A 24,982-nucleotide genomic window follows, 5' to 3' on the forward strand; every position below is an offset into this window, starting at 1 on the left:
TGGTGGTTGGACTAGTCTTTTTTCTGGACCAGCGGGAGGACCTTCTTGAAGTCCTCTTCCTGTCCGGCCCAGAACTTCTCGTAGTCGGTGCCGGAGAGGTAGCTGGTCTGCAGGCCCAGGGCGCTCATCTTTTCCTTGACGGCAGGATCCTCGATGGCCTTTTGGAGGGCGGCTTCCAGCTTCTTGGCAACGGCGTCCGGCAGCCCGGCCGGTGCGGAGTAACCGCGGACCGTACCGGCTTCCACCTCGTAGCCGGATTCCTGGAAGGTGGGAACGTCAGGCAGCGAGGGTGAGCGTTCGGCGGTCATGATGCCCAGGACCCGGGCCTTGCCCTGCTTGGTCAGGTCGGTCACGTCACTGACGTTGGCAACGAGGACGTCCACGTGCCGGCCGAGGAACGCGGTGGTGGCCTGGGAGGCGCCTTCGGAGAAGTGCACGGGGGCGAATTCGGAGCCGGTGGTTTCCTGGATCTGGGCCAGGGCGAAGTGTTCGCCGGTCTGCAGTCCGGTGGTGCTGGCGGTCATGGATTTCGGGTTTGCCTTGGCGGCGTCGAGGAGTTCCTTCAGCGACTTGTACGGGCTGTCCGGCTGGACGGCAATGACGGCGGGGTCGATGACCTGACGGCCGAGGGGCTGGAAGCTGGCGCGGGTGTATTTGGCGCCGCGGGCCGGGTCCAGCGGTGAAACGACCACTGACGGTGAGCCGGTCGCGCCGATGGTGTACCCGTCGGGCTTGGCGCTGGTCAGTGCCGTGTAGCCGATCTGTCCGCCGGCGCCTGGCTTGTTGATGACCTCGACGTTGGTGCCGAGTTCCTTCTCCAGGATCGGCTGAACGAGGCGGGCTGCGGTGTCCACGGCTCCGCCGGAGGAGAAGGCAACAATCAGGTCGATGGACTTGCCCTTCTTGGGGAAGTCCTCCCCTGAGGTGTTGGAGGCGCTGGCGTTGGCGCCGCAGCCGGTGAGGGCGATAAGTGCTGCTGCTGCGAAGGCTGCGGTGATTTTATTGCGTGACAAGGGTCTTCTCCTTTGAAGAAATGCGTTGGTGGCTGGTGGCTGGTGGGTGTTTGGACGGTGTATTAGGAGGGTCAGGCTTCGGGATCCTCGGTGAGGGCCTTGGGTTTGCGGAACTTGAGCAGCGGGCTGCAGATGATCAGCACGCCGGCGCCGATCAGGACGGCGGAGATGGGGCGGCTGGTGAAGACGCTGAAGTCGCCTTGGGAGATTTCCAGGGATTCGCGTAGTGAGCGTTCCATCAGGGGGCCGAGCACCAGGGTGAGGACCATCGGTGCCAGCGGGATGTCCAGGTTCCTCAGGGCCAGGCCGAGTAGGCCGAAGCCGATCATCACGAACACGTCGAAGACGCTGAAGTTGATGGTGTAGGCGCCGATGACCATGAAGAGCAGGATCAGTGCGGTCAGGATGGGCGTGGGGACGCGCAGGATGGAGGTCCAGAGGCCGACCAGGGGGACGTTGAGGAGCAGCAGCAGCACGTTGCCGATGAAAAGGCTGGCGATGATGGCCCAGGCGATCTCGGAGTGGTCGGTGAACAGCGCGGGCCCAGGGGTCAGGCCCTGTTGCAGGAACGCGCCCATCAGCACGGCGATGGTCGGGGATGCGGGGATGCCGAGGGTGAAGAGCGGGATCAGGGCGGCATTGGCGTGGGCGTTGTTGGCCGTTTCGGGACCGGCGACGCCTTCGACTGCGCCCTTGCCGAGTTGGTGGCGGAAGCGGGAGAACTTCTTTTCCGCGGCATAGGACAGCAGGGACGAGACTGATCCGGTCATGCCGGGAATAAGGCCGAGTCCGAAGCCGACGCCGGTGCCCCGGGCCATGGCGGGGGCGCTGCGGCGCCATTCCGTCCGGGTGGGGAGCAGCGAGCGGAGTCCGGGGGCATGAACCAACGGAGTCTCCGCGTTCTTGCGGTGGGACAGGATTTCGGAGAGCCCGAAGACGCCGACAATGACGGCCACGAAACTAACGCCGTCCAGGAGCCGGTCCATCCCGAAGGTGAAGCGCGGGGCACCCGCAACGGGGTCGATGCCGACCATGGAGATCAGCAGGCCTAGGGCTCCGGAGATGATGGCCTTGACCATGGATTTGCCAGCCAGGGCGACCAGCAGGGAGATGCCGACGACCATGAGGGCGAAGAACTCCGGCGGACCGACGAGCAGGCCCAGTTCGCCCAGGGGCTTAGCAGCAGCGACCAGTCCGATGGTGGCGATGGTTCCGCCGACGAAGGAACCTACTGCGGCCAGGGTCAGCGCCGCACCGGCCCTGCCGAGCTTGGTCATCGCGTAACCGTCGATGGTGGTGATCGCCGACGACGCCTCACCCGGAGTGTTCAAAAGGACACTGGTGATGGTTCCGCCGTACTGGGTGCCGTAGAAAATGGCGCACAGCATGATGATCGAACCGGTGGGGTCCAGGTTCAAAGTGAGCGGGATGAGCAGGGCTACACCGGCCACCGGGCCAACTCCGGGAAGGACCCCAATGATGGTGCCCAGCAGGCAGCCCAGGAAGGCGAAGATCAGATTTTGCCAGGTCATGGCGGCTGCGAAGCCGCCGAGCAGTTCGTTAAGTGTGTCCACGTCTATAGTCCGATCAGGTTCAGCGGAGCGAATGCCGAGACGGGGAGTGCGACGTTCAGCCCGTAGTTGAAGGCATAGAACGCACCGACGCTTCCGGCAAGGGCGATGATCAGGGAGGACACCCAGGTCCGGCGGCCCCGCAGTTTCAGGTGATAGAGCAGGAACAGGAACATGCTCAGCTGAAAGCCCAGCAAATCCATGACGGACGCCACAAGCACAAGGCTGACCACGACCGCGATCACCAGACCCCTGTCGATCCCCTCGGCCCTCTCGCTCGGCCGGCGCAGCTCCTGGACCAGCCAGAGCGCTGACATCGCGACCAGCACCCCTCCCATGGCGAACGGGAACAGGCCGGGGCCTGGCCCCAACGACGTCCAGAGGCCGAGGCCGACCGAACTGACCAGAACATAGACGCCGACGGCGGTGAACGTGCCGATGCCCGCAAGCACCGACGGAGCGACGCGGATGGCGCGCTCGGGTTTAGTCAGTAGTGACTCCGTTGTCATCGTTTTCCTTCTTACGTTTCGCGATATTCTATTTCATAGAATGAAAGAACATTTCGTCTGAAGAAATAGTGACACGAGACACAAACGCTGTCAAGCGCAGTGCAGTTACATAGAATGAAACAATGACAGTGACTTCGACACATTCGGCCGGCTCCGCTGAAGAGGGCGGCCCCAAGGCCGGGAACATGCGCTCCCTGTCCAGGTCTATGGAAGTTTTCGCCGAACTCCAACGTGCGGAGCGGCCCCAGCGCCTCAGTGACCTGGCCAGGACCTGCGGCATGAGCCTGCCGACGACGCTGCGGATCCTGCGGGTCCTTCAGGATTTCGGCATGGTCAGCCAGACGGACAAGTCCTACCGGATCGGCCCCGCGGTCCTGCCCGCGGCCCGGAGCTACCTGGAGAACGACCCCCTCGTGGTTGCCGCGCGGCCGATCCTCCAACAGGTGGCCTCCCAGACGGGACTCACGGCATCGCTGTACACCAGGCTGGGCTTTGAAAGGATCCTCGTCGCACGTGTCGACGGCGACTCGCCCCTCCGCTATGACCTGCCGCTGGGTAAGCGGCTCCCCCTCACCGTCGGAGCGGCCGGGAAGATCCTGCTGGCCACCGTTTCCGATGCGGAACTCGGGCAAGTGGTAGCCGCGGCCGTCGCATCCGGCCATGAGGAGAGTACATTTACTGCCGACGAGCTCCGCGCACGCCTGCCTGAGCCCGGCGTCGATTACGCGTATTCGGCCGATGAGCGTGCCACCGGCGTGCTGTCGGTCGCCGTCGCTGTGCCGAACGGAACCCGACGCCCCAGTGAGTCCATGGCACTAACCAGCCCCGTTGAGTCAGCCACCGAAGCCGGCCTCGAGGCCGGCGTTCCTGAACTCCGGCGCGCCGCCGGCCGACTCTCAGAACTCTTGGAAGGGTCCGTCTACTAGGCACGGCCTCACCGCCGCCACGCCACCACGTGCCCGCTCCCCGTGCCCAAGAATGGGCATGTCCTTCCCCGAGGCCACGCCGGGGCATGCCCGCACCGGGTACAGGGACATGCCCTCCCCTGCCCGCAGCCAGTGGACATCTGGCCTATATGTCCATCCTGCGCCGCGAAGAATGGGCATGTCCCCCTCCCGGGGCCTAATTGAGGCGCGCGTAACCCAGCAGCGCGGCCGTGCCCATGCCGCCTGCGATGCTGATCATCGCCAGGGAAAGCTGCCCCGGCGCCGGGGACCTGCGGGCCTGTGCCAGCAGCCGGGTGACCAGTACCGCGCCAGAGGCTCCATAGGCGTGACCGAGGGCCAGGGCGCCGCCGTCGAGGTTGGCCTGGTCCGGGTCGATTCCCAGCTGGTCAAAGCACGCGAGCGTCTGGGCCGCGAAGGCCTCGTTGAATTCCACCAGGCCCACGTCCGCGGCCGTCAGTCCGTGTGCCGCGAGGAGCCGTTCGGCCGCCGCGGCCGCGCCGATGCCGAGGATCTGCGGCGCCACCCCGGCGGTGTCGGTTCCCAGGACCAGCAGTCCGTCGGCGGCGCCCAGCTGCCGGGCCCGCTCCATGGACGTGACGAGGACGGCGGCGGCACCGTCGGCGTCGAAACAGGAGTTACCGGCCGTGACCGTGCCGCCGCTGGCAAATACAGGCGGGAAACGGGCCATCAGGGCCGGGCCAAGACTCGGCCGCGGTCCGTCGTCGGCTGCCGCGGACCCCCCGGAGCCGGCGGCGAGGGGCACGATTTCGGCGTCGAACGTCCCGGCGGCCGCGGCGGCCAGGGCGCGTTGGTGGCTGCGGAGCGCGAAGGCGTCCTGGCGTTCCCGGCTGATGCCGAAGCGGGCGGCGACGTTTTCGGCCGCCACCCCCATGTCGGGGTCGCCGAAGCTCAGCGGCGCGAACTGGGCCCGGCTGTAGAAGTCCGGGCTGCCGTCGTCGTTGCGGTGGGCGCGGAGCGGAGCCGTGCTGATGCTCTCGACGCCGCCCGCGAGGTACAGGCCGCCGCCGCCCGCCGCGACCAGCCGGGAGGCCAGGACGATCGCGTCCAGACCCGAGCCGCATTGCCGGTCCACGGTGACGCCGGGGACGGTGACCGGCAGGCCCGCCTCCAGCGCGGCGAGCCGGGCCACGTTCCCGCCGCCGCCCACGGCGTTGCCGATCACGACGTCGGTCACGGATTGCCGGCCGGGGCCGGCGCCGGCATCGGCGAGCAGGCTGCGGAGCACCGGAGCCAGGAGTTCGTGAGCGCGCAGCTTCTTCAGGGCCCCGTTGGCCCGGCACAGCGGCGTCCGGCGCGCGGCGATGATCACCGGCTGCCTGTCCTCAGGCAGCAGCCCCGGGAAAGACAGCCCGGGAACAGACCGCCCGGGGAACGACGTCCCGCGGGTCGGCCGCCCGGGTGCTGCCGGCCCGCTGCCCGCGCGCGGCTCAGTCAAGACGCCGGATCCTGGGATCGTTCCGGGCCACCCAGTCCAGCAGCAGCTGCCGGCTGATTTTGCCGCGGTCCGTCAGGGGCAGCTCAGTCAGCACGAAGTACTCCAGGGGGCGCTTGTTCCGGGCCAGCACATCGTCGATCCCGGACCGCAGCTGGGTGGCGGTGACCGCCCCGTGCGAGGGCACGACGCCGGCCACGACGCGCTGGCCGCGAAGATCGTCAAGCATGCCGGCCGCCACGGCCGCCGCGACGCCCGGGACGGAGGCCAGCGCCATCTCGACCTCATGCGGGTAGACGTTGGTGCCGGCGGTGATGATCATGTCGGAGCGGCGGCCCAGCATGTGCAGGGTCCCGTCGGAGAGGTAGCCCTGGTCCCCCACGGTGTACCAGCCGTCGAAACAGCGCAGCGCCTGGCCGTCGTCACCCCACAGGTAGCCGTTGCTGACCATGCCGCTGCGGACGCAGATGTTGCCGTCGCTGCCGTCCGGGAGTTCGGCGCCGTCGTCGCCGAGGATGCGGATTTCGACGCCGGGAAAGGGCTTCCCGATGCCGGTCCCGCCCGGCTCGACGGGCTCGCCCGGGCGCAACCCGGCGCCCGAGACGAAGCTGAGCTCGGAGGCGCCGTAGTACTCGAAAATGGTCGCGTTGGGGGCCCAGCGCCGGGCCGCCTCCAGCGTCCGGGCGTCCAGCTTGGAACCGGCGCAGATGATGCTGCGGATGCCGGAGGCATCGACACCGCCGGTAAGGCCCCGCTCGCTGAGCAGCCGGAGCATGGTGGGCACCAGGACCAGGCGGGTGATGCCGTCGTGGCTGACGGCCGCGTGGGCGGCACCGACGTCGAAGTGGTCCAGGCTGTGGAACTCGGCGCCGGCATACAGGCATTCGGCGAGGGCGTAGAGGTTCAGGCTTGCCGCGAGCGGCCCGGGAGCCAGGGACTTGTCGTCCTGCGTCAGTGCGAAGAATTCGATGGAGGCCTCGAAGGATTCCTGCCAGGACCGCCGCGAGCGGGTGAACGCCTTGGGCACCGAGGTGGTGCCGGACGTCAGGCCGACCAGGAACGAGGTCTCCGGCGGCCCGTCGACCAAGAACGGGTCCGGCCCGGGAACTGCACGCGCCGGACCCGTTTCCGACCCGGCGATGCGGGCGGTGATGCCGTCCTGGAGTTGCTGGGGCCAGGCCGGGTCCAACACGGCGCACTGCCGCTCACCAGCCACGGCCGCGGCGAACGCTATGGCGAAGTGGGTTGAATTTTGTTCGGACAGCACAGTGATGGCCGGCGCCGAGGGCACCAGGGCCGCCGCGTTGTCCCGCAGGGCAGACCAGCTGAGGTGCTCTCCGGACACGACGACGGCTGTCTCGTCGGGACGGTCATCGGCCCAGCGCTGGAGTCTGTCGAGAAAAGGCATCGAACCAACTTTAGCGTTGCCGGGCGCCGCGGCTGCGTGTGCGGGATATTGTGACTCCATGAGCTTTAACGACAACGCCCCGCTGGACCCGTCACAAGTCCAGGACCGTCGCGGGATGGGCCGCGGCCCGATGATCGGCGGCGGGATCGGCGGCGGCATCATCCTGCTGCTGGCAGCCCTCTTTGGCATCAACCCCCAGCTTCTCGAGGGTCTGGCCGGCACCGTCCAGGAGCCCCAGTCGCAGAGCCAGGGCTCTGCCCCCGCCTGCCAGACCGGCGCCGACGCCGACGCCCGCCTCGACTGCAGGATCACCGGCACGGTCAACAGCCTGAACGCCTTCTGGCCGGCCTATCTGTCGCAGTACAACACCAAGTACCCGCGGCCGAAGGCCGTGATCTTCACCGGCGGAACCAACACCGGCTGCGGCGCCGCCACCTCGGACGTGGGGCCGTTCTACTGCCCCGTTGACACCACGGCGTACTTCGATCCCGGCTTCTTCCAGGAGCTTGTGGACCGGTTTGGCTCCTCAGGCGGCCCCCTGGCGCAGGAATATGTGGTGGCCCACGAATTCGGCCACCACGTCCAGAACCTGCTTGGCGACCTCGACCGGGCGCAACAGGATCCGCAGGGCCCCGGCTCCGGGGGTGTCCGGGTTGAACTCCAGGCAGACTGCTACGCAGGGCTGTGGGCCCACTATGCAACGACGCAGGCGGATCCCAAGACCGGCCAGCCCTATCTCGACCCCTTCACTGACCAGGACGTGAAGGACGCTCTGTCGGCGGCCTCCGCCGTCGGTGATGACCGCATCCAGAAGGCCGCCACGGGCCGCGTCTCACCGGAGGCATGGACCCATGGCTCAGGTGCCCAGCGGCAGAAGTGGTTCTACCAGGGGTACACCACCGGGGACATCAACAAGTGCGACACGTTCGCGGTGGCAACGCCTTAGCCCCACCCCCTAGTCCCAGCCCCCTGGCCCCAACCCTTCGGCCCAACTCTCGGGCCTAAACCCGAGGCCTCACCCGCGCGGCCGGCGCCGGATCGGGACCTCGACGTAGCTGAGGAATCCGGCGTGGCCCAGGTGCCGGTGCTTTGCGTGCCACACGGGCCGGTATTGGTGCCCGAAGGGGTCGGTCACCAGTACCGATTCCAGCCGGTCGTTTCCGGCCAGGAGGCGGTCGACGTCGGCCAGCGCATTGCGCCGCGTCGCCAGACCGTCGATGTCCAGGCTCCAAAGCCCCAGCTCAGCATCGGTTCCGCGTTCCAGCTGCAGCGTCTCGAACAGTCCGGCCACGAGCCCGGCGAGCCCGACGGGGTCAACCCGTTGCAGCCGAAGGGACTCGGGATGCACGTCACGCGCCTCGGCGAGGGCCTGGCGCAGCCAGTGGAACTCCACCGATCCCAGGGGCGGTCCCATGCGCAGGTGGCGGTTCTCGTCCAGCTCCAGCCGGTAGGTAGTGGCGCTGCGGTCCATGATGCACGGAGCTTCGCCGACATATTCGAAGTCGGCCAGCAGGGCTTCCCGGGACCGGTAGTAGGAGAACTCGCCGCTGTCCTCGACAACCACGAAGTCCTTGCCCGCATCGGAGGGCCGCGGCGGTGGCGTGGCATCCATTCCCGTGTGCCTCCTGTTCGACGGCGTGCCCGGCCCGAAGCGTGTGGACCCGTTGTCTTTATCAGACCACCGCCGGGACGATATGGGAACGGCGGCGGGAACGCCGGAACGAAAAGACGACGGCGGCCCCGCCTCAATGAGGTGGGGCCGCCGTCGGCGTAATTAGGGAGGCGGTGGGGACCTAGATGTTGAAGCCCAGGGCTCGCATCTGGTCGCGGCCGTCCTCGGTGATCCGTTCCGGACCCCATGGCGGCATCCACACCCAGTTGAGCCGCCAGTCGTCGACGATCCCGTCCAGGGCCTTGCCGACCTGCTCCTCGATCACGTCGGTGAGCGGGCAGGCGGCGGTGGTGAGGGTCATGTCGATCAGCAGGGCGCCGTCGTCGTCCGAGTACTTCAGACCGTACAGCAGGCCCAGATCAACGATGTTCACCCCGAGTTCCGGGTCGATCACATCCTTGAGCGCCTCTTCGACATCCTCGAGGCCCGTGCGGGCCACATTGAGTTCGGTCATTGCGGAGTCCTAACTACGCCTGGGCTGCAGCCGAGGCGGCAGCGATGGTGGCCGCCCCTGCGCCGGTGGCGTAGCGGTCGTAGCCTTCGTCTTCGAGGCGGTCGGCGAGCTCCGGGCCGCCCTCTTCCACAACCTGGCCATCGACGAACACGTGCACGAAGTCCGGCTTGATGTAGCGCAGGATCCGGGTGTAGTGCGTGATGAGCAGGGTGCCCATGTTGCCTTCGCCGTGGGCGCGGTTGACGCCCTCGGAGACAACCTTGAGCGCGTCGACGTCCAGGCCGGAGTCGGTCTCGTCGAGGATGGCGAACTTCGGCTTGAAGAGCTCGAGCTGGAGGATCTCGACGCGCTTCTTCTCGCCGCCGGAGAAGCCTTCGTTGACGTTGCGCTGGGTGAAGTCGGCGTCGATGCGCAGCTGCGCCATGGCGGCCTTGACGTCCTTGGTCCACGTGCGCAGCTTGGGGGCTTCGCCGTCGATCGCGGTCTTGGCGGTGCGCAGGAAGTTGGTCATGCTCACGCCCGGGACCTCGACGGGGTACTGCATGGCGAGGAACAGGCCGGCGCGGGCGCGCTCGTCGACGCTCATGGCGAGGACGTCTTCACCGTCGAGGGTGATCGTGCCGGAGGTGACGTTGTAGCGCGGGTGCCCGGCGATGGTGGACGCCAGCGTGGACTTGCCGGAGCCGTTGGGGCCCATGATGGCGTGCGTCTCGCCGGTCCTGATGGTCAGGCTGACGCCCTTCAGGATTTCCTTGGTGCCCTGCTCGGTGTCAATGCTGACGTGCAGGTCCTTGATCTCAAGAGTCGACATGTGTCTTGTTCTCCTCTGCACCGTGCCCTCGGCACTGTGCGTTTTCTTGGCGATAAGTTTTCTTGTGCGGGTTGCCGGCTGCAGGCAGCTAGCTGAAGTTGGGAGCCTCGGCGCCGTTCAGGACGTTGGTGAAGTCCACGTAGACCTCGTCATCCAGGACGGTCACGGCAAACACGGGAACGGGATCATAGGCCGGCAGCTGGAGCGGCTCGCCGCTGCGCAGGTCGAACTGGGAGCCGTGGCCCCAGCACTCGATCTTGCAGCCTTCGACTTCTCCTTCGGAGAGCGAAATGTCCGCGTGCGAGCAGGTGTCGCCGATGGCGTGGATCTCCCCCATCGAGTCCTTCACGATCGCTACCGGGTAGTCGTCGATCAGGATCCGCAGCGCCTGCTTGAGTTGGATCTCGCTGGCGTTGCAGACTAGCTCGCCCTTTGGCTGTTCAGTCATTGATGTCGTCCGTGTTCTCTGGTGCTGCGCACTAGTGGTTGGTCGCCGCGAGTTCGCGCTCGACGGCTTCCGTGAGGCGCTCTTCGATGGCCGGAACGTTGATCTTCTGGATGATCTCGTTCAGGAACCCGCGGACCACCAGGCGGCGGGCCACCTCTTCCGGGATGCCACGGGCCATCAGGTAGAACAGGTGCTGATCATCGAATCGTCCGGTGGCGCTGGCGTGGCCGGCGCCGGCGATCAGGCCGGTCTCAATCTCAAGGTTCGGCACGGAATCGGCGCGGGCACCGTCGGTCAGGACCAGGTTGCGGTTGGCCTCGTAGGTGTCGGTGCCTTCTGCTTCCTTGCGGATCAGAACGTCACCGACCCACACGGTGTGCGCGTTGCGGCCCTGCAGGGCGCCCTTGTACAGGACGTTGGACTTGCAGTTGGCCACGGCGTGGTCTACGAACAGGCGCTGCTCGAGGTGCTGGCCGGCGTCGGCGAAGTACAGGCCGAACAGTTCCACTTCGGCGCCCGGGGCGGTGAAGCGTGCCGAAGGCGTGACCCGCACAAGGTCGCCGCCGAGGCTGACCACAATGTGCTTGAACTTCGCGTCGCGGCCGAGCTTCGCCTGCTGGGAGGAGGCGTGGACGGCGTCGTCGTTCCATTCCTGGAGCGAGATGACGGTCAGCTGCGCGCCGTCCTCAACGAGGATTTCGATGTTTTCCGAGACGACGGCGGTGCCCTGGTGGTCCAGGACGACGACGGACTTGGAGAACTTTTCCGCGACGATCACGACGTGCTGCGCGGAAGCTTCGGTGCCCTGGCCGGTCAGCAGCACGCTGACCTCGCCCTCCACCTCGACCTCGGACGGGACCGTGATGACGGTGGCCTCGGCGAAGTTCTCCCAGGCGTTCGCGGAGACGCGGTCCTCGGGGATGGCGGCGGAGCCGATCCGGCGGTCGTCACGGCCGACGGTCTCGACCCTGACGCTGTCCGGAGCGGTGACGCTCACGGCCGGCGCCGCACCGGTGAGGACCTCGGTGTGCAGGCCGCGGAGGCGCTTGAGCGGGGTGAAGCGCCAGTCCTCCTCCATGCCGGTCAGCGGTTTGAAGTCCGCCAGCTTGTAGGAGGTCAGGCGGCCGGCGCGTGAGCTGTCCGGTACGCCGACGCCGCCGCCGTGCGAGTGGCGCTTGACGGCTTCGCCGGCCAGCGGCGCCTTGGACTCCGCGGCGTTCAGCGGTGAGAGGCTTTCGCCTTCCTCGGTGAAGCCGTTGATGAACGGCTGGGCTGAGGGCGCGCCGATGCGGGCCTTTTCAGTAGTGATGTCAGTCATTAACCGACCGATCCTTCCATCTGCAGTTCAATCAGTCGGTTCAGCTCGAGGGCGTATTCCATCGGCAGTTCGCGGGCAATCGGCTCGATGAAGCCGCGGACGATCATCGCCATGGCCTCGTCTTCGCGCATGCCGCGGGACATCAGGTAGAACAGCTGCTCTTCGCTGACCCGCGAGACCGTGGCCTCGTGGCCCATCGTGACGTCGTCCTCGCGGATGTCGATGTACGGGTAGGTATCCGACCGGCTGATGGTGTCCACCAGGAGGGCGTCGCAGCGGACCGTGTTGGCCGAGTGCTTGGCGCCTTCGCGGACCTGGACCAGGCCGCGGTAGGCAGCACGGCCGCCGCCGCGGGCCACGGACTTGGAGATGATCGAGCTCTTGGTGTTGGGCGCGATGTGGACCATCTTGGAGCCGGTGTCCTGGTGCTGGCCTTCGCCGGCGAACGCGATGGACAGGGTCTCGCCCTTGGCGCCTTCGCCCACGAGGTAGACGGCCGGGTACTTCATGGTGACCTTGGAGCCGATGTTGCCATCGATCCACTCCATGGTGGCGCCCTCTTCGCAGATGGCGCGCTTGGTGACCAGGTTGTACACGTTGGTGGACCAGTTCTGGATGGTCGTGTAGCGGACGCGGGCGCCCTTCTTCACGATGATTTCCACGACGGCGGAGTGCAGCGAGTCCGAGGTGTAGATCGGCGCGGTGCAGCCTTCGATGTAGTGGACGTAGGAGTCCTCGTCGGCAATGATCAGCGTGCGCTCGAACTGGCCCATGTTTTCCGTGTTGATGCGGAAGTAGGCCTGCAGCGGGATGTCCACGTGGACGCCCTTGGGCACGTACACGAAGGAACCGCCGGACCAGACGGCCGTGTTCAGCGACGCGAACTTGTTATCGCCCACCGGGATGATGGTGCCGAAGTACTCCTGGAAGATCTCCGGGTGTTCGCGCAGCGCGGTGTCGGTGTCCAGGAAGATGACGCCCTGGGCTTCCAGGTCCTCGCGGATCTGGTGGTAGACCACTTCAGACTCGTACTGGGCGGCGACGCCGGAGACGAGGCGGCTGCGCTCGGCTTCCGGGATGCCCAGCTTCTCGTAGGTGTTCCGGATGTCCTCGGGCAGGTCCTCCCAGGTGGCGGCCTGCTTCTCGGTGGAGCGCACGAAGTACTTGATGTTGTCGAAGTCGATGCCGGACAGGTCCGCGCCCCAGGTGGGCATGGGCTTGCGGTCGAAGTACTTCAGGCCCTTGAGCCGGAGGTCGAGCATCCATTCCGGCTCGTTCTTCTTGGCCGAAATATCGCGAACAACGTCCTCATTGATACCGCGGCGGGCGTTGGCCCCGACGTCGTTCTTGTCGGCCCAGCCGTACTCATAGGTGCCAATTCCGTGGAGCTCGGGATTCTTTTCCAGAATCTCCGAAATCACAGTAGAGTCAGCAACCTTCTTCTCTGATAGTTGGTCCGTCATCACGGCCTTTCTTGGAGATGGTTGGATACTTCGTCCGGGTTGACCGGTGCAGCGGGACTGGGAGTCCCGACGGCGGCCGGACGGCCCGTAGGTATGTGGGTGGTGCAGACGTGCCCGCCGCGCGCCAGGGTGGACAGCCGGCGCACATCGACGCCGACCAGCCGGGAGAACACTTCGGTCTCCACGTCGCAGAACACGGGGAACTGGGCAGCCAGGTGCTGGATGGGGCAGTGCCCCTGGCAGAGCTGGACGCTGGAGAGCGCCGCCGGGAGCGGGGCCTTGGCTTCGATCGACTGCGCCGAGGCGACGAACCCGTCGCGGCTCAGCGCCGCGGAGAGAGCCTGGGCGCGGGCCGTGATGTCCGGTCCGGCCTGCTCGATCTCCGGTGCGTAGCGGCGCTCCATGTCGGCGAACCGCTCGACGGCGAACTGCCGCACGGCCCCGGGGCCGGCCGCCTCGCCGAGCCGGCGCAGCGCCACGGAGGCGATGTCGAGGTAGTCGTTGCCCAGGTTCGACTGGCCCTGGGAGCTCAGGACGTAGCGGCGGGCGGGCCGTCCGGCGCCGGCACCGGCGCGGGCAACCCGCTTGACCTCAATCACTCCGGTGCGCGCGAGGTGGTCCAGGTGGCGGCGCACGGCGGCCGGAGTGAAGCCCAGGAGGTCGCCGAGTTCGGCCGCGCTGATGGGTCCGTGCTCCAGCACCGCGTTCAGGACGCGGTCACGCGTGCGCTCTTCGGCGTCGTGCGTGTGGGTGCCGGCAGCCGCGGGAACGGCGTCCGGAACGGCCGCCACGTGTACCCGGGCAGGCCGGACGCGCGCGGCGCCGCGCCCGGACGGGACTGCGGACGCAGCGGCTCCGGGCACAGGGCCTCCGGACACAGCTGCTCCAGACACAGCGGCTCCGGACACAAGGGGGCTCATGGAATACACAACACAATCATGTCGTAATTTAGTCCGGCATTCCAGTAAGGCATGGCTTGCCTGCGGGACGCCCCCTCCGGGGAGCCGACGTACTACATCGCGTAGAATGCTGTGGTGCGATCTCCCGAATCCCCCGTTCTGACCATCAGCGGGCTTGTCAAGGATGTTGGTCCACTGCCCACCCTCGACGGCAAGATGCTGCGCGTGGTCAGCGGCCTTTCCCTCATCGCCGAACGCGGCCAAGTCACGGCCCTGCTCGGCGCCAATGGCGCGGGCAAGACCACCACCATCGAATGCGCCCAGGGGCTGCAAAAGCGCACCGCCGGCGCCATCAGCCTACTCGGCCACGATCCGGATTCGGCCGGCGCGGGCCTCCGCGCCCGGGTGGGCGTGATGCTGCAGGACGGCGGCCTGCCGCCGTCGGCCCGGCCCATCCCCCTGCTGCGGCACATCGCCGGCATGTACCAGGACCCGTGGCCGGTGGATGAACTCATCGGCCGCCTGGGCATCGACTCCTTCAGCCGCACCAACGTGCGGCGCCTGTCCGGCGGGCAGAAACAGCGCCTCGCCCTGGCCGCGGCGCTGGTCGGCAATCCGGAGGTCCTGTTCCTCGACGAGCCCAGCGCGGGCCTCGACCCGCAGTCCCGCCAAATGGTCTTCGATCTCATCTCCGAACTGCGGAACAGCGGCATGGGCATCATCCTGACGACGCACCTGATGGACGACGCCCAACGGCTGGCGGACTACGTCTACATCATCGACGCCGGCCGCAACGTCGCCGAGGGCACCGTCGCCCAGCTCCTGCGCCACCAGCTCCCGGCGGGCGACGCGTCGCAGCACATACGCACCTTGTTGTTCGAAACCGAACCAGGCCTGGACTTCGCCGGCGTGCTGCCCGACGGCGTCGACGTCACCGAGGCGCGGGCCGGCAGTTACGCCGTGACCGGAGCCCTGACCCCCGCCGACCTCGCCGCGATCACCGCGTGGTGGGCCCAGCGCGGAATCATGCCCAGCTCCCTGAGCCTTGAAGCGCGCAGCCTCGAGGACGTCTTCCTGGACATCTCCGGAAGGGAGATCCGATGAACCGCGTAACAGGTGGTGCCCCGCTGGAGAGCGCACGCCGTGCCGGCGCGCCCCCCGCCGCGCATGGCAGCGCGCCCGCTTCCCTGCTGCGCCGCATCCTGCTGCAGGGGCAGTACGAAACAGTCACCATGCTCAGGAACGGCGAGCAGCTGATCCTCGCGATCGTGCTGCCGCTGCTGGCCATGGTCGGGCTGACCGTGACGCCGCTGCTGGACGGGCTCGGTTCGAGCCGCATCAATGTCGCCGTCCCCGGCATCCTGGCCCTGTGCGCCATGTCCACGGCCTTCACCGGGCAGGGCATCTCCACCGGCTTCGACCGCCGCTACGGCGTCCTGCGCTTTCTTTCCACGACACCCCTGGGCCGCACCGGCCTGATTGCGGGGAAGGTCCTGGCCGTCCTGGCGGTGCTGTTCCTGCAGGTGCTCATCGTGACCGCGGTGGCCGTGCTGCTGGGCTGGCAGCCCAATCCCGCGGGCTGGCTGCCCGGGCTGGCCATCCTGATCCTCGGCGCCGCCGCCTTCACGGCACTCGGGCTGCTGGTCGCCGGGACGGTCCGGCCGGAGGCGACCCTGGCCATCACCAACCTGCTCTGGATCCTGCTCGGCGCGCTGGGCGGAATCGTGATTCCGGCCGAACGGCTCCCGGCGCTGGCCCAGGCTGTGGTGCATTTCCTCCCCTCCGGCGCGCTGGGCCAGGCGCTGAGGGATGCTTTCCTGTACGGCAGCGTCAATGGTGCCGCCGTTCTTGTCCTGCTGCTCTGGACGGCGATCGCCGGCGGCGCAGCAACCCGTTGGTTTAAGTGGAATTGAGAAAACTGTGAGCACGGCGTCACGAACTCCCCGGATTGTCTCCGGAATCACCTCCCGGCTGCCAGTCCGCGTCGATAAGACGGTCAGGCGGCTGGCCGTGCTGTCCCTCATTGGCCAGATCGTCCTGGTGGTGACCGGCGGTGCCGTCCGCCTGACGGCCTCGGGCCTTGGCTGCCCCACGTGGCCGCGCTGCACGGAGGGATCCCTGACGACCACCCCGGAAATGGGGATGCACGGAATCATCGAATTCGGCAACCGGCTCCTGACGTTTGCGCTGGCGGCCGTCGCCGTGATGATGCTGGTCTATCTGTGGAACCTCCGCAAGGAGCGCCGCGACCTCTTCCTGCTGGCCCTCGGCCTGCTCGCCAGCATCCCGGCCCAGGCCGTCATCGGCGGCATCACGGTGCTGACCCAGCTGAACCCATGGGTCGTAGGCCTGCACTTCCTCGTGTCCATGGCCCTCGTGGTCCTGGCGACCCTTCTGGTGAACCGGGCGTACGGCCGCACGGGCAAGGCCCGGACCGTGCAGCTTCCCGCCCTGCCGGGCGTTGCCCGCCCGGTGATGACCGCCGTCGCGGTCCTCTCCGCCGTCGCGGTCTGCCTCGGTGTGGTGGTGACCGGCGCCGGTCCGCATGCCGGGGACGCGAACGCCCCGCGCAACGACCTCGACTGGGACCTGTTCGCGCACATCCACGCCGTGCCCGCCTACCTGGTGACCGCTGGCGCGCTGTTCGCGTTGGTCCTTGTGGTCCGCGGGCGGATTCGGGGGCCGTTCCGCTCCGCGGTGTTCATGCTCCTGGGCGTCACGGTGCTGCAGGCCGCAATCGGCTTCACGCAGTACTACAACGGCATCCCGGCGCTGCTCGTCGGCGCTCACATGCTGGCGGCGGCACTGCTGATGAGCGCGGCGACCAACGCCGCGGACCTCGCCCGCTACAGCCCGGTGGACTAACCGGTGGACTAACCGGTGGACTAATCAGCCGCAGCACCCCTGAACAAAGCATCGCGGGGTCACTTACCGCCCTTCCGGCACGTCCGGACGGGCCGTAAGTGGCCCCGCGTTTGCTGTCTGTTGCTGTCTGAGCCCTCGTACGGGCGCTGCGGCAACAATGACCAGTAGCGCATTCACCTCCCGGGGGCTGGCCTTGACGGGATTTCCGGGTGGACTATGGGATGGCATGGATATGGATCGTCGCGGCCGTGGGCTTTCCTCGTTCGTTCCCGTGACGCTGACCGGAAGGCCTTCTCTGATGCAAGCGACAGAACCGACCGTGCCTCCTTCACCCTCAGCCCGCCAACGCGCGGCGAGCCTCAAAGAACGTGTATACATCATCTTCACGAGCCTGGCCGTGGTGTTGGCGCTTCGGAGTCACGCGGACGAGACCACGCCGCTGGCAGCGGCGGCGACGCTCAGCATCGTGGTGATCGGCTCCCTGCTGGGAATTTTCGTCGCCGACCTCCTGAGCCACCTGACTGTTCATTCGAAGCTTCCCACCGGTGAGGAGCTGCACCACATGATCGCGGTCAGCGCGGGCGGCCTCGGCGTCCTGGTCACCCCGCTGCTCCTCCTCACCGCAGCCGGCCTCGGTCTGTGGTCGACGGCCGTTGCCCTCGGGTGGGCAGTCGCTGTTCTGGTTGTTTCGCTCGGCATCGTCGGGTTCCTCGCGATCCGCCGCCTCGAGATCCCGCTGCGTCACAAGGCCGCCATCATGTTCGCCGAAGTCGTGTTGAGCCTGCTGGTAATCGGGCTGGAGCTGGTGGCCCACAATCTCTAAAGAAGCCTAGAGTCGTCGCCCTCGACGCCCGGTTACCGGCCGGTCACTTGTCCAAACGGGAAAGATTTCGGAATACTGGATGCTGTGGCCCCTTTTCGGGCCCGCCCTACAACCAACCGCAGAGCCGGGCAGCCGCAGAACCGGCGTCAGGTTTCGTCCAGCCAAGGCGGGAATACTTGGATAGGGCGCAGGACTGGCGCCGCAATCGCATCCATGGATAGACGGACGGCGCGGTTTTGCCTTGATGCAGCTGGAATCGGAACCGGCCAGACAGAGGCACCGGAGGTTATGTGGCGTTACTAGTCGGCGAAAGGCCCGCACAGACGGTCCAACATACTGCAAAGCGCCCGCGGCTGGACGGCCTGGACGTTCTTCGCGGTGCCGCCGTGGGCGCCGTCCTGCTCGGTCATTCCTGGCCCGGCATATTCCAGGGCGCCGGCATCGTGGGTGTCATTGCCTTCTTCGTGTTGAGCGGTTACCTGATCACCAACGTGCTGGTCGGCGATATCGAACGGCACCGTAAGATTCGTTACGGGCGCTTCTATGCGCACAGGGCGTTCCGGCTGGTGCCGGCACTGGTTTCTCTCCTGGGCGTCTACGCGATCGTCGAATTGGCCACCGACGTCCTCGGTGACCGGTCCAAGGGAATCGTGGGCTACACCGTCCTCGCCGGTCTTGGCTACCTCAAAGACCTCCCCCTGCCGTTCGACGTCAGCATGGCGATCGGACCGCTCTGGACGCTGGCGGTGGAAGAACAGTTCTACCTGATCTGGCCCGCGCTGCTGGTGCTCGCCCTGCGGCGCAACCGCCAGGGAAAGCTGATTGGCTGGTCCGCCGCCGTCGCGCTGTTCCTCATGTCGGCCAGTGTGCTGACAATGGTGACCCTGGCCCCGCAACTTCACTCCTTGGTCTACGCGCTGCCGACCACGTGGGGCCTGGGCCTGATCATCGGTTCGGCCTTGCGGTTGTACAGGGTCCATGTGTTCAACTGGTTCAGCGGCCGCTGGCTCAGGCGCGCGGCCCTGCTCGGTTCCGTCGCCGTCCTGGCCGCGCTGATCTACTTCCCGAAGGCCAACGAAACGCCGGCCTTCATGTTCATTGGCGGCCCGCTGGCCATGGCCGCCGCGGCCGTCCTGGTCGCACTGGCCGCCTCCCGAACCGCGGCGATGCCGAAGTGGACGCGCCCGGCGCAGCTGCTGGGCACTGTCTCCTACGCAGCGTACCTCTGGAACTACCCCGTCATTCTCTGGCTCAACGGCGGCTCCACGGCCGATCTGCCGCCGCTCATCGCGGTGTCCGCCATTGTGGTGACCCTGCTCATTGCGGTCATCAGCTGGCACACTGTCGAACGGCTCGGGCGGATCGCGCGGGCCCGCTTCGACCAGCACTATTCGGCCCGCTACCATCCGGAGCGGCAGCAGGCCGGCAGCGCCGCTTCCCGGCACGGTTAGTCGGCACCCCTCAGTCGGCAGAGTTCAGTCCGCGCTATTCAGTCGCTGCCCGGGTCGTTCTCCAGCGTGCAGGCATCGGTGTTCGCCCCGCAGACGATCACCGCGACGCGTTCCCCTTCGGCGGGTGTGTACGCCCCTGACGTGAGCGCCGCGAACGCAGCCGCAGCCCCGTATTCGGCGGGGATCCGGTAATCGCTCCACAACTGTGACCGGGCGGCGACGATGGCGGCGTCGTCCACCAGCACAGAGGTCGGCGGGACGCGTGAGGCGATGCTGAAGGCGATCCCACCCACGCGCCTGGCCCCGAGGGAATCCGCGGCGACGCCCGAAACGGCCACATCGACCGGGCGGCCGGCGTCGAGGGCCGCGTGCAGCGTGGGGATGGTGAAGGGCTCGACCGCGACGACGCGGGCCCGGCCCTCGGCAGCTGCCGCCACGCCCGCATAGAGTCCGCCGCCGCCGACGGCGACGACGATCGTGTCGATGCCGGGCTCGTCCTCGAGGATTTCCTCGGCCAGGGTGCCCGCGCCTGCCGCAATTTCCAGCTGGTCGTACGCATGGCAGAACAGGGCGCCGGTATCTTCCACGTAGTGCATTGCGGCCGCGACAGCCTCCGCGTACTCGGCGCCGGCCTGCCGGACCGTGGCGTTGTACGCGAGGAGACGCTCGACCTTTACCCGCGGGGCGTTCTCCGGGACGAACACCGTCGCCGGCACACCGAGGACCGCGGCGGCGTACGCGTTCGCCAAACCCGCGTTGCCCCCCGACGCCGCCACCACACCGACGGCCGGGTCAAGCTCCCCGCGCTCCCGGGCGGCGAGCTGGCGGTTGAAGGCGCCGCGTGCCTTGAAGACGCCCGTGTGCTGCAGGAACTCACATTTGAACCAGAGCGGGGCGGCAGCGGTACCCCCGCGGAGCAACGGCGTGCGCCGCACGTGGCCACTGATGCGGTTCTGTGCCTGAAGTACATCGCTGCGGTTGATCACGGGCTCCCCCTGGGGTTGTGTCGCCTGGCCGGTTCGTAAGGATACCCCGGGACCGAAAAGGACCGTCCCCCTGATACAGCTGACGCTCCCCCACCACTGGTGAGGGAGCGTCAGGCAGATGAACGGGGGATCAGCCGCCCATGATGGCCGAGCCGACGAACGGATCGACCGCCAGGGCAATGAAGAGCAGGGTCAGGTAGCTGATGGAGCCGTGGAAGACCTTCATGGCTCCCTTGTTGGAAACGTCGCCGGCCTGGGCGCGGTTGTACAGGGCGTGCGACTCGTACAGGAACCAGGCACCGGCGCCGACGGCGGTCACCGTGTAGACCCAGCCGGCACCACCGGCCGGGATCATCAGCAGCGAACACGCCACCATGGCCCAGGCGTAGAGGACCACCTGCACCGAAACCACCTTCGCGCCGGCGATGGCGCCCAGCATCGGCACGTTGGCGTTGCGGTAGTCCTCGCCGTAGCGCATCGACAGCGGCCAGTAGTGCGGCGGGGTCCAGAGGAAAATCACCATGAACAGCACGACGGCGGGCCACTCGACGGTGTTGGTGACGGCGGCCCAGGCGATCAGGACCGGGAAGCACCCGGCGGCGCCGCCCCAGACAATGTTCTGGGCCGTGCGCCGCTTCAGGATCATGGTGTAGATGACCACGTAGAAGACGATGGCGCCGAGTCCGAGCCACGCGGCGAGCGGGTTGGCCCCGAACCAGAGGATGGCGATCGCCGCCGCGCCCAGCAGCCAAGAGAAGATGAGGGCTTCGCGGGGTGTGACCTCACCGGTGACCAGGGGCCGGTTCTCCGTGCGGTGCATGAGCTTGTCGATGTCGCGGTCGATGTAACAGTTGAAGGCGCCTGCGGAACCTGCCGCGAACGCGCCGCCCACCAGCGTTGCCAGGATCAGGCCGATCGACGGGAAGCCGCGTTCGGCATAGATCATGGTGGGCAGCGTGCTGACGAGCAGGAGCTCGATCACGCGGGGTTTCGTGAGCGCCAGGTAGGCCTTGGCTTTGCGGCCGAAGCCCATTCTTCCCGAGGCCGGGGAGGCGTTCAGCGGCGTATTAGTTGTGCTCACGGTGGCAGTCACTCTGTTCTGTCTGGCTGTGCAGTTCTGTCTGGCTGGGCAGCCCCGGGTGGATTTCGCAACGCACTGTGCTGCAGACCGGGCTCCGCGCTCGGCGCACACCCGTGTCCTTGCCCCAGTCGAAGGCCACCACCCATCATACCGTGGAGCTCCGGGCCGGAGGGCCGCCGAATGCCGCGCCATGATTCCGGCGCGTTAACGCCGGCTCACCGGCCCCGCGGCGGACGGTGATTCATATAAGCGAAATCAGGTCCAATTGGTGAGATATACGCTGACCACAAAGTGGAATGGGACTAGGCTGTCATTAGATCAGCGCACACGGGCACGCATTTAGGCACTTGCCGGAACACGCGGCTCTGCATCTGCGTCTGAATGATAGATCAACGTTTCGATGGTGAACGGCTGGTACGAACCGCAGCGGGCACCGAACTGTGCCCGGGCGGGAAAAGAGCGTACCGCCGGCCGTCAGCACAGAGAGGGGCCCGGTTTTCGTGCCACATTTGGAAGAGCAAGAACTGTCATGGACTGACTTGGACCAGCGCGCAGTGGACACCGTCCGGGTGCTGGCCGCGGATGCGGTGGAGAAGGTCGGAAACGGCCACCCGGGGACGGCGATGAGCCTGGCTCCGGCCGCGTATTTGTTGTTCCAGAAGCTGATGCGCCACGACCCGGCGAATCCGGACTGGCTGGGCCGCGACCGGTTCGTCCTGTCCCCCGGGCACACGTCCCTGACCCTGTACATCCAGCTGTTCCTCTCCGGCTACGGCCTGGAACTGAAGGACCTGGAGGCGCTGCGGACCTGGGGCTCGCTGACCCCGGGCCACCCGGAGTACAAGCACACCAAGGGTGTGGAGATCACCACCGGCCCGCTGGGCCAGGGCCTGGCGTCCGCGGTCGGCTTCGCCTATTCCCAGCGCCGGATGCGCGGCCTGTTCGACGCCGACGCTCCCGCCGGCACGAGCCCGTTCGACCACACCGTCTGGGTGATCGCCTCCGACGGCGACCTGCAGGAAGGCGTCACCTCCGAGGCGTCCTCACTCGCCGGTCACCAGGAACTGGGCAACCTCGTGGTGATCTACGACGAGAACCACATCTCGATCGAGGACGACACCGATGTGGCGTTCACCGAGGACGTCCTGGCCCGCTACGAGGCCTACGGCTGGCACACCCAGCGGGTCGACTGGACCCGGACCGGCGAATACGTCGAAGACGTCCAGGAACTGCACGCCGCACTGCTCGCCGCGAAGGCCGAAACCGGCAAGCCCTCCATCATCTCCCTGCGGACCATCATCGGGTACCCGGCGCCGAAGAAGCAGAACACCGGCAAGATCCACGGCTCCGCCCTCGGCGCTGAGGAAGTCGCAGCCCTGAAGAAGGTCCTGGGCTTTGACCCGGAACGTGCCTTCCAGGTCGACGAGGACGTGCTGGCCCACGCCCGTGCCGTCCAGGACCGCGGCGCGGCCGCCCGCGCCGACTGGCAGGCCTCGTTCGAGGCGTGGCAGGCCGGCAACCCCGAGTCCGCTGCACTGCTGGAACGCGTCGAGGCGAAGAAGCTCCCGGGCGACTTCGAGGCCGCCCTGCCGGTCTTCGAAGCCGGCAAGGACGTCTCCACCCGGGCCGCCTCCGGGAAGGTCCTGAACGCGATCGGCCCGGTCATGCCCGAACTCTGGGGCGGCTCCGCCGACCTCGCGGAGTCGAACAACACCACGATCGAGGGCTCGCCCTCATTCATCCCCACGTCCCGGTCCACCGCGGCGTGGAAGGGCAACCCCTACGGCCGGGTCCTGCACTTCGGCATCCGCGAGCACGCCGCGGCGTCGATCGTGAACGGCATCTCCCTGCACGGGCGCACCCGGGCGTTCTCCGGAACGTTCCTGATCTTCTCCGACTACCAGCGCCCCGCGATCCGGCTCGGCGCCCTCATGGGCGTCCCGTCGCTGTATGTCTGGACGCACGACTCGATCGGCCTGGGCGAGGACGGCCCCACGCACCAGCCCGTTGAGCAGCTCGCCTCCCTCCGCGCCATCCCGGGCCTGGACGTCGTCCGCCCGGGAGATGCGAACGAGGTGGCCGCGGCCTGGAAGGCCATGCTGGAAAACCACGAAAACCCCGCCGGCATCGTCCTGACCCGGCAGAACATCCCCACCTACGCCCGCGGCACCGGCGTGGCCGACGGCGACACCTTCGGCTCCACCGCCGGCGTCGAGAAGGGCGGCTACGTCCTTGCCGAGGCGTCGAAGGACGGCTCCACCGTCGAAGCCCAGGTCATCCTGATTGGCACCGGCTCCGAGGTCCAGCTCGCCGTCAACGCCCGCGAAGCGCTGCAGGCCGAGGGCATCCCCACCCGTGTGGTGTCCATGCCCTGCGTGGAATGGTTCAACAAGCAGGACGCCGCCTACCGCGACGCCGTGCTGCCCCCGGCCGTGAAGGCACGCGTCTCGGTCGAAGCCGGACTGGCCCTGGGCTGGAAGGAATTCGTCGGCGATGCCGGCCGTTCCATCTCCCTGGAGCACTTCGGAGCGTCCGCGGACTACAAGCGCCTCTTCCAGGAATTCGGCATCACGGCAGAAGCAGTCGCCGCCGCCGCGAAGGAATCCCTCGCAGGCCTCACCAACTGATCCACCACCACGGTTCCGGGGGACGCTGTGCCCCCGGAACCCATGATTTCCAGGAGTTATGAAATGACTACCCCCACCCAGCAGCTCTCCGACGCCGGTGTCTCGATCTGGCTCGACGACCTCTCCCGCGGCCGCCTCCAGACCGGCACCCTGCGCAAGCTGATCGAAGAGAAGAACGTCGTTGGCGTCACCACCAACCCGTCGATCTTCCACGCCGCCATCACCGCCGGCCACGACTACGACGCCGTGATCGCCGCCCAGGCCGCCGCCGGCGCCACCGTCGAAGAGACCGTCTTCGAAATCACCACCACCGACGTCGCCGACGCCTGCGACCTGTTCGCCCCCGTCGCAGCGGCCACCAAGGGCGTCGACGGCCGTGTCTCCATCGAGGTCGACCCCCGCCTGGCCTGGGACACCGCAGGCACCATCGCCGAAGCGAAGCACCTGTACAAGAAGGTCAACAAGGACAACGTCCTGATCAAGATCCCGGCCACTCTCGAAGGCCTCGAGGCCATCACCGCCACCCTGGCCGAGGGCATCAGCGTCAACGTGACCCTGATCTTCTCGCTGGAACGCTACCGCGCCGTGATCAACGCCTTCCAGTCCGGGCTCGAGCAGGCCAAGGACAACGGCCACGACCTGTCCACGATCCACTCGGTCGCGTCCTTCTTCGTCTCCCGCGTCGATGCCGAAATCGACAAGCGCCTCAACGCCATCGGCACCGAGGAAGCCAAGGCACTCAAGGGCAAGGCCGGCCTGGCCAACGCGCGCCTGGCCTACCAGGTCTATGAGGAGCTCTTCTCCACCGAACGCTGGGCCCTGCTGGCCGAGGCCGGCGCCCTGCCGCAGCGCCCGCTGTGGGCCTCCACCGGCGTGAAGGACCCGGCCTACCCGGACACCCTCTACGTCACCGAACTCGTCGCCCCCGGCGTCGTCAACACGATGCCGGAGAAGACGCTCGACGCGACGTTCGACCACGGCACCGTGACGGGCGACACCGTCTCCCGCGGCTACGACGACGCCAACGCCACGCTGAACTCCCTCGACGCGCTGGGGATTTCCTACAACGACGTCGTCGCCCTGCTCGAATCCGAAGGCCTGGACAAGTTCGTGGCCAGCTGGAAGGAACTGCTGGGTGACGTCGAAGGCGCCCTGGCCTCTGCACGGAAGGCTTCCTAACCCA

The 24,982-nt window shown here is 67.3% G+C and carries 23 protein-coding genes; 9 read left to right on the top strand and 14 right to left on the bottom strand.

The features are described 5' to 3' along the window. Positions 1-11: 11 nt before the first annotated feature. From AC1DKN_RS18385 to AC1DKN_RS18395, 3 genes are all read right to left on the bottom strand, one after another. The gene (locus AC1DKN_RS18385; RefSeq protein ID WP_476872126.1) at positions 12-1,013 is read right to left on the bottom strand and encodes a tripartite tricarboxylate transporter substrate binding protein; all 1,002 of its coding nucleotides are present in this window, start codon (positions 1,011-1,013) and stop codon (positions 12-14) included. A gap of 71 nt (positions 1,014-1,084) precedes the next feature. Continuing rightward, positions 1,085-2,587 carry a tripartite tricarboxylate transporter permease gene (locus AC1DKN_RS18390; RefSeq protein ID WP_476872127.1) on the bottom strand — a complete coding sequence of 501 codons (1,503 nt, stop codon included), beginning with the start codon at positions 2,585-2,587 and terminating at the stop codon, positions 1,085-1,087. Between the two features lie 2 nt (positions 2,588-2,589). After that, a complete protein-coding gene (locus AC1DKN_RS18395) occupies positions 2,590-3,093 on the bottom strand; it encodes a tripartite tricarboxylate transporter TctB family protein (RefSeq protein ID WP_476855922.1) in 504 nt (167 codons plus the stop codon). Positions 3,094-3,215: 122 nt separating this feature from the next. Between AC1DKN_RS18395 and AC1DKN_RS18400 the strand changes: the two genes are divergently transcribed. Continuing rightward, complete coding sequence (locus tag AC1DKN_RS18400) at positions 3,216-4,019, top strand: IclR family transcriptional regulator (protein WP_476855923.1); 804 nt, start codon at positions 3,216-3,218, stop codon at positions 4,017-4,019. Positions 4,020-4,215: 196 nt separating this feature from the next. Here the strand turns inward: AC1DKN_RS18400 and AC1DKN_RS18405 are convergent, their stop codons facing one another. Together AC1DKN_RS18405 and AC1DKN_RS18410 are read right to left on the bottom strand one after the other, a co-directional pair. After that, a complete protein-coding gene (locus AC1DKN_RS18405; protein WP_476872145.1) occupies positions 4,216-5,370 on the bottom strand; it encodes a thiolase family protein in 1,155 nt (384 codons plus the stop codon). A gap of 118 nt (positions 5,371-5,488) precedes the next feature. Beyond that, on the bottom strand, positions 5,489-6,901 hold the full coding sequence (locus AC1DKN_RS18410; protein ID WP_476872128.1) for a class I adenylate-forming enzyme family protein: 1,413 nt from the start codon (positions 6,899-6,901) through the stop codon (positions 5,489-5,491). A 58-nt stretch (positions 6,902-6,959) separates the two neighbouring features. Here AC1DKN_RS18410 and ypfJ point away from each other — a divergent pair, with 58 nt between their 5' ends. Next, positions 6,960-7,847, top strand: a complete 888-nt coding sequence (ypfJ, locus tag AC1DKN_RS18415) for a KPN_02809 family neutral zinc metallopeptidase (RefSeq protein ID WP_476872129.1) — start codon at positions 6,960-6,962, stop codon at positions 7,845-7,847. A 69-nt stretch (positions 7,848-7,916) separates the two neighbouring features. On the opposite strand, the gene AC1DKN_RS18420 is transcribed toward ypfJ, so the two are convergent. The 7 genes from AC1DKN_RS18420 to AC1DKN_RS18450 form a co-directional block, all read right to left on the bottom strand. Further along, complete coding sequence (locus AC1DKN_RS18420; RefSeq protein WP_476872130.1) at positions 7,917-8,513, bottom strand: hypothetical protein; 597 nt, start codon at positions 8,511-8,513, stop codon at positions 7,917-7,919. 181 nt (positions 8,514-8,694) lie between these two features. Beyond that, positions 8,695-9,027: a metal-sulfur cluster assembly factor gene (locus tag AC1DKN_RS18425; RefSeq protein WP_018772973.1), complete on the bottom strand. Its 333-nt coding sequence runs from the start codon at positions 9,025-9,027 to the stop codon at positions 8,695-8,697. Positions 9,028-9,040: 13 nt separating this feature from the next. Continuing rightward, entirely contained in the window at positions 9,041-9,838 is a 798-nt protein-coding gene (gene sufC, locus AC1DKN_RS18430; protein ID WP_026537381.1) for a Fe-S cluster assembly ATPase SufC, read from the bottom strand. A gap of 88 nt (positions 9,839-9,926) precedes the next feature. Next, a complete protein-coding gene (locus tag AC1DKN_RS18435) occupies positions 9,927-10,286 on the bottom strand; it encodes a non-heme iron oxygenase ferredoxin subunit (RefSeq protein ID WP_223917407.1) in 360 nt (119 codons plus the stop codon). 31 nt (positions 10,287-10,317) lie between these two features. Further along, on the bottom strand, positions 10,318-11,604 hold the full coding sequence (gene sufD, locus AC1DKN_RS18440) for a Fe-S cluster assembly protein SufD (RefSeq protein ID WP_476855926.1): 1,287 nt from the start codon (positions 11,602-11,604) through the stop codon (positions 10,318-10,320). After that, positions 11,604-13,067: a Fe-S cluster assembly protein SufB gene (sufB, locus tag AC1DKN_RS18445; RefSeq protein WP_223917411.1), complete on the bottom strand. Its 1,464-nt coding sequence runs from the start codon at positions 13,065-13,067 to the stop codon at positions 11,604-11,606. Before sufB ends, sufD begins: the two co-directional genes overlap by 1 nt. Continuing rightward, positions 13,067-13,996, bottom strand: coding sequence for a helix-turn-helix transcriptional regulator (locus AC1DKN_RS18450; RefSeq protein WP_476872131.1), 930 nt, complete (start codon positions 13,994-13,996; stop codon positions 13,067-13,069). Before AC1DKN_RS18450 ends, sufB begins: the two co-directional genes overlap by 1 nt. Before the next feature lie 105 nt (positions 13,997-14,101). Between AC1DKN_RS18450 and AC1DKN_RS18455 the strand changes: the two genes are divergently transcribed. The 5 genes from AC1DKN_RS18455 (at position 14,102) to AC1DKN_RS18475 (ending at position 19,105) form a co-directional block, all read left to right on the top strand. After that, complete coding sequence (locus AC1DKN_RS18455; protein WP_028275511.1) at positions 14,102-15,070, top strand: ABC transporter ATP-binding protein; 969 nt, start codon at positions 14,102-14,104, stop codon at positions 15,068-15,070. Continuing rightward, positions 15,067-15,879 carry an ABC transporter permease gene (locus AC1DKN_RS18460; protein ID WP_230008147.1) on the top strand — a complete coding sequence of 271 codons (813 nt, stop codon included), beginning with the start codon at positions 15,067-15,069 and terminating at the stop codon, positions 15,877-15,879. Before AC1DKN_RS18455 ends, AC1DKN_RS18460 begins: the two co-directional genes overlap by 4 nt. Positions 15,880-15,886: 7 nt before the next feature. Next, positions 15,887-16,831, top strand: coding sequence for a COX15/CtaA family protein (locus AC1DKN_RS18465; RefSeq protein ID WP_476872132.1), 945 nt, complete (start codon positions 15,887-15,889; stop codon positions 16,829-16,831). A 298-nt stretch (positions 16,832-17,129) separates the two neighbouring features. Further along, the gene (locus AC1DKN_RS18470) at positions 17,130-17,654 is read left to right on the top strand and encodes a hypothetical protein (protein WP_476849623.1); all 525 of its coding nucleotides are present in this window, start codon (positions 17,130-17,132) and stop codon (positions 17,652-17,654) included. A gap of 290 nt (positions 17,655-17,944) precedes the next feature. Then, entirely contained in the window at positions 17,945-19,105 is a 1,161-nt protein-coding gene (locus AC1DKN_RS18475) for an acyltransferase family protein (RefSeq protein WP_476872133.1), read from the top strand. Positions 19,106-19,143: 38 nt separating this feature from the next. Here the strand turns inward: AC1DKN_RS18475 and AC1DKN_RS18480 are convergent, their stop codons facing one another. Further along, positions 19,144-20,091 carry a threonine/serine dehydratase gene (locus AC1DKN_RS18480; protein ID WP_476872134.1) on the bottom strand — a complete coding sequence of 316 codons (948 nt, stop codon included), beginning with the start codon at positions 20,089-20,091 and terminating at the stop codon, positions 19,144-19,146. Positions 20,092-20,221: 130 nt separating this feature from the next. Further along, entirely contained in the window at positions 20,222-21,184 is a 963-nt protein-coding gene (locus AC1DKN_RS18485) for a heme o synthase (RefSeq protein ID WP_026266346.1), read from the bottom strand. Between the two features lie 497 nt (positions 21,185-21,681). On the opposite strand from AC1DKN_RS18485, the gene tkt reads away from it, so the two are divergent. Then, a complete protein-coding gene (tkt, locus tag AC1DKN_RS18490; protein ID WP_223917422.1) occupies positions 21,682-23,799 on the top strand; it encodes a transketolase in 2,118 nt (705 codons plus the stop codon). Positions 23,800-23,862: 63 nt separating this feature from the next. Continuing rightward, positions 23,863-24,978, top strand: coding sequence for a transaldolase (tal, locus tag AC1DKN_RS18495; RefSeq protein WP_476872135.1), 1,116 nt, complete (start codon positions 23,863-23,865; stop codon positions 24,976-24,978). Positions 24,979-24,982 lie beyond the last annotated feature (4 nt).

This window comes from Arthrobacter sp. 01N444 (assembly GCF_056399305.1).